This is a genomic window from Marivita sp. (assembly GCF_017643905.1).
In the GTDB taxonomy this organism is placed as follows: domain Bacteria; phylum Pseudomonadota; class Alphaproteobacteria; order Rhodobacterales; family Rhodobacteraceae; genus Marivita.
This window is the reverse complement of the sequence record NZ_JAEPMO010000146.1, coordinates 1-10,241: the sequence shown is the minus strand read 5'-3', so window position 1 is coordinate 10,241 and position 10,241 is coordinate 1. Positions and strand designations below refer to the sequence as shown.

The following is a 10,241-nucleotide window of genomic DNA, read 5'->3' as shown; positions in this document are numbered from 1 at the left end:
ATAGGCCGGCTCGGCTGCCCGGGCAGGATCGAGGCGCGCCTGCATGACCTGAAGGGATGCCTGCTTATAGGCGAGGTATTGGTCCAGCAACGCCAGTGCCTGAGTAGATGCGGGCTCTGGCAAGTGAGTCCGGGCCATCGCCTCGATCTGTTGAATGGCTGTTTCCGGAGAGACTTCGCCGACTGTGCTCAGGAAGTAATCGAAGAAGTCGCGGACCTGGAGGTTGATGACAAGCTCACCGTTGTCATCGCTGGTCAGCGCACCGTCGATTTCCGTGCCTGATAGTGAGGCGGCAAAGGGTTGCGGTCCGAGCGAATCGGGAGTCGTGGCAGGCTCAGACTCCTGACTGAGATTTTCTAAGCCCCGTTGCTCGCCAGACTCCTGCGAAGGTCTTGTTGAGTCGGCCAGGGTGGCGGATTGCGTTGGCTTTGAAACCGCGCTGCTGGCTTGTGATGGTGCGGTATCGGTGAGGCCGTACCAGAGACCACTGCCGGCCAGAATGGCCGACAGGGCACCGGGAAACAGCCATCGACGGGTGATCCAGACCTGCTTGTCGATCTTTACAAGGCGTCCATCGCGGACCCAGCGCCGCGGGAGCAGCCGACATGACACAACCGCCGACCTTGCCCAAGGACGATCTGATCCGCGCCGCCGATGAGGTGAAGATCCGCCAGCGGCTGGTGCGCGTGGCGCTGGGCCATATCGCCGCCGACACGCGCCTGCGGGTGGGCAAACTGCTCGACGTGCATGCGCGGATGTGGCTGACGGATCAGGAAATCGTCATCTCGGGTCGTCGCATCGCCTATGTCGGGCCTGCGGGCACCTACCCCGGCGAGGTCTTGCAAGAAGTGCATGAGCCTGACCTGATGGCCGTGCCCGGTTTCGGCGAAGTGCACAAGCATATCGAAAGCAGCCATGTCACCCCGGAATGGGAGGCGGCGCTGGTCCTGCCGCATGGCAATACATGGACCTGCGAGGCGAGCCATGAGTTCTCCAACGTCAACGGGGCGCGAACGCTCGATTTCTGGCTGATGGCGCGGCGGGCGGGAAGCCCGCAGAAGATCTTTCCACTGCCCGGGTCCGCCGTGCCGCCCACGGCCTATGAGTGGGGCGGCGGGCATTTCGGCTACGAGGAACAACTCGGCTTCATGACCGAAAGCCTGATGGTCGCGGGGCTTGACGAGGTCATGGACTGGCCTGCCGTCTGGAACCCCGAAAACCCTTCCTACGACCGGCTCTGGGGCATGATCGGGGCGACCTTCGAGAGGCGTGGCGTGATCGAAGGGCATGCGGCAGGCATCCGGGACCTGCCCACGATCAACGCCTTCGCGGCGGCGGGCCTTGCCTCGGACCACGAGGCATGGACGACCGACGAGGTGCTCGACAAGCTCCGGCGCGGGCTGTTCATGGAATTGCGGCCCCATTCCCTGACCGAGATGGTCGGGGGCCTGCTGGAGGCCGGGTTGCAGGATTGGTCTCAGTTTGCGCTGACCACCGATGACCGGTCCTGTTCGGACACCTTGAGGCTGGGGGCGACCGATCACAACATCCGCCTGGCGATCAAGGCGGGGCTGCCTCCCGAGACCGCGATCCAGATGGTCACGATAAACCCCGCGCGCCACATGCGCCTGACGCCTTGGGTCGGGTCCATCGCGCCGGGCCGATTCGCCGATATCGTGCTGTTGGATGATCCGGACCGGGTCTCGATCCGCCAGGTCTGGGCCGACGGCGCCAAGGTGGCCGAGAAGGGCCGCTATCTTATGCCCGTGCCCAGGATCGACTGGCCAGACTGGGCGACACGTACCGTCAGGATCGACCGCGCGATCACGGCGACGGATTTCGCCATTCCGGCGCAAGCGGGTCGCGAGACGATGCAGGCCGCCCTGTTGCGGCCCTTTCACTGGGACGACGATTTCATCACGATGACATTGCCCGTGTCCGACGGACAGGTGCAGCGTGACCCCGAACGCAATGTCACGAAATTCGCCATCGTCGACCGCTTTTCAGGCGAAGGCCGGACGGCGGCGATGTTCTGGCTGGGGACGGGCCCACGCACGCCCCGCACCGCGCTGGCCTGTTCGATGGGCCATGACAAGCACAACATCTGGGTCGTCGGCTCCTGCGACGCGGCAATGGCGCAAGCGGTCAATGCCTTGCGCGAAACGCAGGGAGGTTGGGCACTTGTGCGCGAGGGGCAGCTGGCGGCAACGGTCCGCTACGAGGTCGCCGGGCTGATGACCTGCCGCCCGCCGGAGGACCTCGACGCCGAAATGCAGGCTCTCTACGCCGAGGGCGCGAAAATCGACTGGATGTACGAGCCCACGTTCAGCCCGCGCTGGTTCCCAGGTTTCCCCGAACGCCTCGCCTTCGCCACCCTGACCTGCGCGCCTTGGCGGTGGGTGATCGTCGCGCCCTCGGAGCTTGCGCCGGAGGGCTTCGTGAACGTAGCCACGGGGCAGACGCATCCGGTCGTCTGGTAATTGCCCAAGAATTAGTCGCCCGCTGCTTTTCCCCGATCAGAGGGATGCTCGGAGGGATGCAATGGCTTGCATAGCCGACGGTTGCCTTCTACCTATTGAAGCCGATCAAGGGTATCCGCAGGGAAAATGGATACCTCATCAACGGGGGACCATCATGACCAAACGACTGAGCCTGACCCTTGCGACCGTGTCGGCGGCTACGCTGCTGGCGGTCACGCCCGCGCTGGCGCAGGATCGCACCTTCACCGTATCATGGTGGGGCTTCAACGGCGACGCGCTGCAGGAAATCATCATCGACCCCTTTCAGGAGATGTGTTCCTGCGAGGTCGTGTTCGAGACCGGCAACAACGCCGACCGCCTGAGCCGCCTGCAATTGCGGGAAGGGGCAGGGGTGGACGTGATCTACCTGACCGACCGTTTCTCGCAGCTCGGCATCGACCTGGGCCTGTTCCAGCCGATCGACCGCGCACAGGTCCCCAATATCGAGCAGATCTACGATCTGGCTCAGGCGCCGCAGGGCGAATATGGCCCCGCCTACACCATCGGACGCGTAGGCATCGTCTACAATGCCGACGAGGTCGCCGAGCCGATCACCTCGTGGAACGACCTCTGGCGCGACGATCTGACCTCGCAGGTGTCGCTGCCGGGCATCACGACGACCGCAGGGCCGATGGTCGTAATGCGTGCGGCCGAGCGGGCGGGCGTGGATGCCTATGGCGATCCCGACGCGGCCTTTGCGGGCGTGGCGGAAATCTTGCCCAATGTGCTGACAAACTACAACACCGGGTCGGAGATGATTAACCTCTTCTCCACGGGGGAAATCACCGTCTCGATGGCGCAGGATTTCGCCCTTGGTCGTCTGCAGGCCGCCGTGCCTTCGGTCGTCTGGGCCGAGCTTGGGGATGGCGACATCGCCACGCTCAACACGATCAACATTCCCTCCGGGGCCGAGAATGTCGATCTGGCGCACATGTTCCTGAACTTCGTGCTGTCGGCCGAGATCCAGCAGACGCTGGCCGAACGCGGTGTGGATGCGCCGGTCAACAGCAACGTGACCCTGACCGCGGAACAGGCCGCGCCCTGGACCTATGGGGACGAGATGATTTCGAGCCTGAACCGCGTCGACTATGTGCCGATGAACGCGGCGCTGGATGACTGGATCAACCGCTGGAACGAAATCTTCGGCATGTAATCGGGCCCCGGCCCATCTTCCGGGGGGCATGCCTGCCCCCCGGATCACCGCTCCGTCCATCGGAAGATATCGGATGAAACGACTTGCAGGCTGGATGCTGTCATCACCTGCGACGCTGGCGGTGTCGCTGTTCCTCATCATTCCGGTGGCGGCCACGATCAGCGTGACCTTCACCGCGCCGGGCGGGCTGCTGGCCCCCTATGCCGAGTTCTTCGATTCGGCCTTTCAGCGGACGGTTCTGTGGCGGACGTTCGAGGTCGCGGCGATCACCACCGTGGTCTCGCTCGTGCTGGGGCTGATGACCGCCTATGTCGTGTCGCGCTGCCCGCCCTGGATGAAATCGGTGCTCATCATCCTTGCGGTCTTTCCGCTGCTGACGGGCGTGGTCGTGCGATCCTTTGCCTGGCTCATCATCCTCGGCCGCAACGGGGTGATGAACAACACGCTGGAATGGCTTGGCCTGATCGAGCGGCCAATCGCGCTGCTCTACACGCAGACCTCGGTCGTGATCGCGTTGATCTACATCTTCATTCCGCTGATGATCCTGGTCCTGATCGGGGTGCTGGAAAACATCCCCGACGACCTGTTGCAGGCCTCCGCCTCGCTCGGGGCATCGCCCACGCGGACCTTCGTGCAGGTGGTTCTGCCGCTGGCGACGCCCGGTCTGATCGTAGGGGCGGTTCTGGTCTTTACCGCAAGCTTCACCTCTTACGCCACGCCGCATCTTTTGGGGGGCACGCGGCAGATGATGATGGGCACCTTCCTGCACCAGAGGGCCATGGTGACCTTCGACTGGGTAAGCGCCTCGACGGTTGCGGCGATCATGGTGGTGGTGATCATGACAACGGTTCTGGTGATGACGCGCATCGCCAAGCGCCTGAACCCGATGGCGGCCTGACATGAGCCGGAGCATCCATCCCGCCCTGATAGCGATGACCGTTCTGGTCTACATCTTCCTGATCGGGCCGCTCGTCATCATCTTCGGCGCCTCGGTCTCGGATACCACATTTCTGGCCTTTCCGCCACAGGGGCTGACCCTGCACTGGTTCGAGAACATCTGGGAGATATCCGCCTTTCGCCGGACCATCGTGACCTCGCTTCAAGTGGCACTGGTGGGGACGTTCATCGCGCTGCTGATCGGGATACCGGCAGCCTATGCGCTGAACCGGCATCGCATCCACCTGCCGGGCTGGCTTTCGACGCTGTTCGTGCTGCCGATCCTCGTGCCCGAGATCGTCATCGGCTTTTCGCTCTTGCGCTCGGTCAACGTGGAACTCGGCGTGCCCGTCTTCGCCTCGCTGCTCATCGGGCACACGCTGTTGGTGCTGCCCTATGTGATCCGGGTGATCTCGGCCGCGCTGGCATCGTTCGATTTCTCGATCGAGGAGGCGGCGGTCTCGCTCGGATCGCATCCGGTCAAGACATTCTTCACCATCGTCCTGCCCAATGTGCGCTCTGGCGTGATCGCGGCCTTCATACTGGCCTTCATCACCTCAATCAACGATGTGTCGGTATCGCTGTTCCTGACCGGGCCGGGCATCTCGACGCTGCCGATCCAGATCCTCGCGCATGTGGAACAGTTCTTCGATCCCACGGTCGCCTCAGTGTCGGTGCTGCTCATGATGCTGACCATCATCGTCATGATCATCGTCGAGCGGACGCTCGGCCTGACGGTCGTCGCGAAATGAAAAGGCCCATGCCCAGATGACGCTGCCCCTGACCATCGACCAGATCACCGCCCATTATGGCGCGACCAAGGTGCTGGAGGACCTGTCGCTGCATGTGGCCGACGGCGAGCTTGTGTCGCTGCTGGGCGCATCGGGCTGCGGCAAGACCACGACCCTGCGGCTGGTCGCGGGCTTCATGCAACCGACCAAGGGAACGATCCGGCTGGGCGACAAGGACCTGACGCGCCTTCCGGCCCATGGCCGCGACATCGGGCTAGTGTTCCAGAGCTACGCGCTGTTTCCCCACCTCAGCGTGATGAACAACGTCGCCTTCGGTCTGAAACAGCGCAAGCTGCCCGCCGCCGAACAAAAAGCGCGCGCGATGGCCATGCTGGAACGGGTCGGCCTGTCGCATCTGGCCGACCGGCTGCCGGCCGAATTGTCGGGGGGCCAGAAGCAACGTGTAGCGCTGGCGCGCGCGCTGGTGATCGAACCGCCGCTTCTGATGTTCGACGAACCGCTCTCGAACCTCGACGCCAAGCTGCGCGTCGACATGCGGGTCGAGATCCGGCAGCTCCAACGCGCCAACGGCACGACGGCGCTTTATGTGACCCATGACCAGGAAGAGGCGTTTTCGATCTCGGACCGGGTGGCGATCATGGATCAGGGGCGGATCATGCAGCTTGACACGCCCGAGACGCTGTATCAGCGCCCGGCCAACAGCTTCGTCGCCCGCTTCGTGGGGTTCGAGAACCTGATCCCGCTGACCGTGACGGGCCGCGACGGGCCGCGCGTCAGGGCGGTTACCCGGGACGGCGCAGCCCTCAGTCTCTCGCAGGACCGGCTGGGGCCGATCCCCGATGCCTTCATCCTCGCGACACGGGCCGACGGGCTTCGGGTGAGTGGCGATCCCGCGGCCGAGGGGCTGGCGGCGACGCTGGGCCTGCGGACCTATCTGGGGCGCGCCTATCAATACCGCTGCGAGGCGGCGGCGGAACCGCTGGTCGCCAATGGCTCGCTTGCCACTCCGTTCGAGCCCGGAACCCGCGCGACCCTGATCCCCGATCCCGACCATTGCGCGATCCTGATGCCGGAATGAAGACGCTTCTGACCAATGCCTGGCTCGTGACGGTTGATGCGGCGATGACCGAGCACCGGACCGGATGGCTGATGGTCGAGGATGGCAGGATCGCGGCGCTTGGCGGCGGGGCACCGCCGCAGGTGTCCGCCGGCACACAGGTCCGCGACATGGCCGGCGACATCGTGATGCCGGGCATGGTCAACCCGCATTGCCATATGGCGATGTCGCTGTTCCGAGGGCTGGGGGAGGACGTGGACGACCGACTGTTCCGCTACATGCTACCGCTCGAGCGCAAGTTCGTCTCGCCCGAGATGGTGCGTGTTGGCTCAACCCTGTCGGCGCTCGAGATGATCATGGGCGGCGTCACCTGCGTGGCCGAGATGTACTACCATGAGACCGAGGTGGCCGATGTCATCATGGCCTCCGGGATGCGTGGGGTCGTCGGGCAGACGTTGGCCGATTTCGACCCGCCCGACCACCGCAGTTTCGACGAGGGCTTTGCGCTGTGCGATGCGCTGGCCGGGCATTGCGCGGGGATGGACCGCGTGACCGCCGCCATCGCGCCCCACGCGCCCTATTCGACCGGCATGGCGGTGATGGAGCGCGCCGCCCTGTGGCACGAGGCACACCAGGACACGCGTCTGATGATCCATCTCGCCGAGACCGTGGCCGAGGTCGACTGGGCGGTCCAGACCCATGGCATGACCACGACAGCCGTCTGCGCGGCTGCGGGCGTGTTGAAGCCTGGCGCCATCGCCGCCCATGCCCTGCTGCTCGAGGATGCCGATATCGACATCCTTGCAAGCACCGGCACCGGCGTTGCCCATAACGCACGCTCGAACGGCAAGGCAGGGCGGGGCATAGCGCGGATCGAGGACATGCGCCGCGCGGGTATTCCGGTGGGCATCGCCACCGATGGCCCGATGAGCGGCAATACGCTCGACCTGTTTTCCCAATTCGGGGTGGTGTCGATCTTCGGCAAGCTGCGCGGTGGCTCGCGCAAGCCCTTGCCCACGCGCGACGTGATCCGCATGGCGACGATCGAAGGTGCGCGGGTGCTGGGCCTTGAGGCGCAGACCGGCTCGCTCGAGGTCGGCAAGGCCGCCGACCTGATCCGCATCGACCTGTCCGCGCCGCGGATGCAGCCGATCTATGACCCCTATTCGGTGTTGGTCTTTGCGGCGATGCCCACGGATGTGCGCGACGTGATGGTCGATGGCGTCTGGCTGATGCGGGATCGCGCGGTCGAAACGCTGGAACCTGCCCGCGTGCTGGCCGATGCCAATCAGGTAGCCGGGCGGTTCCGGGCGGAAATCGTCGCCATCGACGCCGCACGCGCCGCGAAAGGATGACCCGATGAGCCAAACCGACACCTTGCAGGCCGTGCTCGACCATGCCGATGCGCATATGGAGGACAGCCTTGCCCGTCTCTTCGACCTGGTCCGCATTCCGTCGGTCTCGACGGTACCCGCCCATGCCGGGGATTGCCGCGCCGCGGCCGACTGGTTGGCGGGTCAACTGGCGGGCCTCGGGTTCGACGCGTCGGTCCGGCCGACCGGCGGCCATCCGATGGTGGTGGCGCATCAGACCGACGCGCCCGGCCCCCACGTGCTGTTCTACGGCCATTACGACGTGCAGCCAGTTGACCCGCTCGAGCTGTGGGACAGCGACCCGTTCGAGCCGGTGCTGCGCCCCGCGCCCGATGGCGACACCCATATCGTCGGGCGTGGCGCCTCGGACGACAAGGGCCAGCTTCTGACCTTTGTCGAGGCATGCCGGGCGTGGGTCGCCGTGACCGGTAGCCTGCCGATCAAGGTCTCGATGCTGTTCGAGGGCGAGGAGGAAGCGGGCTCCGCCAGCCTCGGGCCGTTCCTCGAGGAAACGGCGGAGGAGCTGCGCGCCGATATCATGATGGTTTGCGACACCGACATGTGGGACAGGCATACGCCCGCCATCACCACCATGCTGCGCGGTCTCGTGGGGGAGGAGTTCACGATCACCACCGCCGACCGCGACCTGCATTCGGGTATGTTCGGTAATGCCGCGCGCAACGCGCTTCAGGTGGTGGCCAATGTGTTGTCGACCTTGCGCAGCGCTGACGGCGGCGTGACGCTGCCGGGCTTTTACGATGGCGTGGAAGACCTCGCCCCCGAGATCTTGGCGCAATGGCGGCGGCTGCCCTTCGATCAAGTGGCCTTCCTGTCCGATGTCGGCCTGTCCATCCCCGCCGGCGAGGCCGGCTATTCGATCATGGAACAGGTCTGGGCCCGGCCCAGTTGCGAGATCCACGGCGTGACCGGCGGCTATACCGATCCCGGTTTCAAGACGGTCATTCCGGCGCGGGCCACGGCCAAGGTGTCGTTCCGGTTGGTGGCGGGGCAAGACCCCCTGCGCATCCGCGAGGCCTTCCGCGCCCATGTCCGCGCCCATTTGCCGGCTGACTGTTCGGTCAGCTTCACGCCCCATGGCGCAAGCCCGGCGCTGTCCCTGCCGCTCGACAGCCCCTACCTGACAGCGACGCGCGGGGCCTTGAGCCGGGAATGGGGCACCGAAACCGCGCTGGCGGGAACCGGCGGTTCGATCCCGATCGTGGGAGAATTCAAACGCCTGCTCGGTATGGACACGCTACTGGTGGGCTTCGCGCGCTTCGACAATCGCATTCACAGCCCGAACGAGAAATACGATCTGTCGAGCTTCACCGGCGGCGTACGGTCCTTCATCCGCGTGCTTGCCGCGCTGTCCGAGATCGACGGCCCGGCGGCCCGATGACCGCCGCGGGTCCGATGCGGGTGATCATCGACACCGACCCCGGCCTCGATGACGCCGTGGCCATTCTCCACGCCCTGAACACGCCCGCCCTCGCGGTCGAAGCGGTCACGGCGGTGGCCGGCAACATCGGCATCGCCACGACGACCCGGAATGTCGGCGGCTTGCTGGCCGCGATGGGTCGGAGCGACATCCCCTATGCAGCGGGGGCGGCAGGCCCCCTTGCCGGCGATGGCCGGACCGAGGTCGCGATCCACGGCGCGGACGGGTTGGGCGGGGTTCCCTTGCCGCCGGCATGGGTTCCGCCCGACAGCCGGTCCGCCATGGCCTTGATGGACGCGCATCTGCGCGCCGCCCCGGCCGGCAGCCTGTGCATTCTGGCTCTTGGGCCGCTGACCAACCTTGCCCATCTGGCAAACGAGGCGCCCGTGGCCTATGCCCGGATCGGGCGCATCATCGCGATGGGGGGAACCATTGACGAGCCCGGAAATGCCGGGCGCTTTGCGGAATTCAACATGGCAGCCGACCCTCTCGCCGCGCGAATGGTCCTCTGCGGACCGGTGCCCGTCACGTTGATCCCGCTGGACGTGACCCGCAGGCTCAGGGCCACGCCCGAGGATCTTGACCGCCTGGCCGCCTTCGGCACATTGGCCGCCACCCTCGCCGCCAACCTGATCCGGGCCTATTTCGCAGGCCATGCGGAACGCAGCTCGCGCCCGCTGCACGACCCATGCGTCATGCTGATGGCAGTCGCGCCCGCGCTTTTCGGCACCGAGCGGCTGCGCCTCGCCGTTGACTGCGACGCGCATCCAGGCCGACTGGTGCAAACGGCGGACGGGGCCGAGATCGACGTGGCCCTGCGGATCGACGCGGGCCCGGCGCTGGACCATCTATGGCAGGGGCTGGGTGCGGCGATCTAGAGCGTGTCGCCCCTGATCAGATTCAGGATTCCCATGATGCTTGCCTTGTGATTCCATGCTTTTGAGGCAGATATGGGGGTCAGTTATGGGTAAGCCACATCCTGTTGAGTTGCGTGATCGCGCCGTGCGTCTTGT

8 protein-coding genes and 1 pseudogene are annotated in these 10,241 nt (G+C 65.4%); 8 read left to right on the top strand and 1 reads right to left on the bottom strand.

Annotation, left to right across the window (positions count from 1 at the left end):
* Positions 1 to 612 (bottom strand): annotated as a pseudogene (locus tag JJ869_RS18925) (hypothetical protein); the annotation flags it as partial.
* On the opposite strand from JJ869_RS18925, the gene JJ869_RS18920 reads away from it, so the two are divergent.
* The 8 genes from JJ869_RS18920 to JJ869_RS18885 all read left to right on the top strand — a co-directional run bounded on the left by JJ869_RS18920 (position 606) and on the right by JJ869_RS18885 (position 10,106).
* Positions 606 to 2,480, top strand: a complete 1,875-nt coding sequence (locus JJ869_RS18920; protein WP_292269531.1) for an adenine deaminase C-terminal domain-containing protein — start codon at positions 606 to 608, stop codon at positions 2,478 to 2,480. The pseudogene JJ869_RS18925 and the gene JJ869_RS18920 sit on opposite strands and share 7 nt — an antisense overlap.
* Positions 2,481 to 2,634: 154 nt before the next feature.
* Positions 2,635 to 3,672: an ABC transporter substrate-binding protein gene (locus JJ869_RS18915; RefSeq protein WP_292269530.1), complete on the top strand. Its 1,038-nt coding sequence runs from the start codon at positions 2,635 to 2,637 to the stop codon at positions 3,670 to 3,672.
* Positions 3,673 to 3,745: 73 nt separating this feature from the next.
* Positions 3,746 to 4,570, top strand: a complete 825-nt coding sequence (locus JJ869_RS18910) for an ABC transporter permease (RefSeq protein ID WP_292269527.1) — start codon at positions 3,746 to 3,748, stop codon at positions 4,568 to 4,570.
* 1 nt (position 4,571) lies between these two features.
* Complete coding sequence (locus tag JJ869_RS18905) at positions 4,572 to 5,360, top strand: ABC transporter permease (RefSeq protein WP_292269524.1); 789 nt, start codon at positions 4,572 to 4,574, stop codon at positions 5,358 to 5,360.
* 16 nt (positions 5,361 to 5,376) lie between these two features.
* The gene (locus tag JJ869_RS18900) at positions 5,377 to 6,438 is read left to right on the top strand and encodes an ABC transporter ATP-binding protein (protein WP_292269522.1); all 1,062 of its coding nucleotides are present in this window, start codon (positions 5,377 to 5,379) and stop codon (positions 6,436 to 6,438) included.
* Positions 6,435 to 7,772: an amidohydrolase gene (locus JJ869_RS18895; protein WP_292269519.1), complete on the top strand. Its 1,338-nt coding sequence runs from the start codon at positions 6,435 to 6,437 to the stop codon at positions 7,770 to 7,772. Before JJ869_RS18900 ends, JJ869_RS18895 begins: the two co-directional genes overlap by 4 nt.
* A gap of 4 nt (positions 7,773 to 7,776) precedes the next feature.
* Complete coding sequence (locus JJ869_RS18890) at positions 7,777 to 9,189, top strand: M20/M25/M40 family metallo-hydrolase (protein WP_292269516.1); 1,413 nt, start codon at positions 7,777 to 7,779, stop codon at positions 9,187 to 9,189.
* Positions 9,186 to 10,106, top strand: a complete 921-nt coding sequence (locus tag JJ869_RS18885; protein WP_292269513.1) for a nucleoside hydrolase — start codon at positions 9,186 to 9,188, stop codon at positions 10,104 to 10,106. The genes JJ869_RS18890 and JJ869_RS18885 overlap by 4 nt, the downstream gene beginning before the upstream one ends.
* The last annotated feature ends 135 nt before the right edge of the window (positions 10,107 to 10,241 follow it).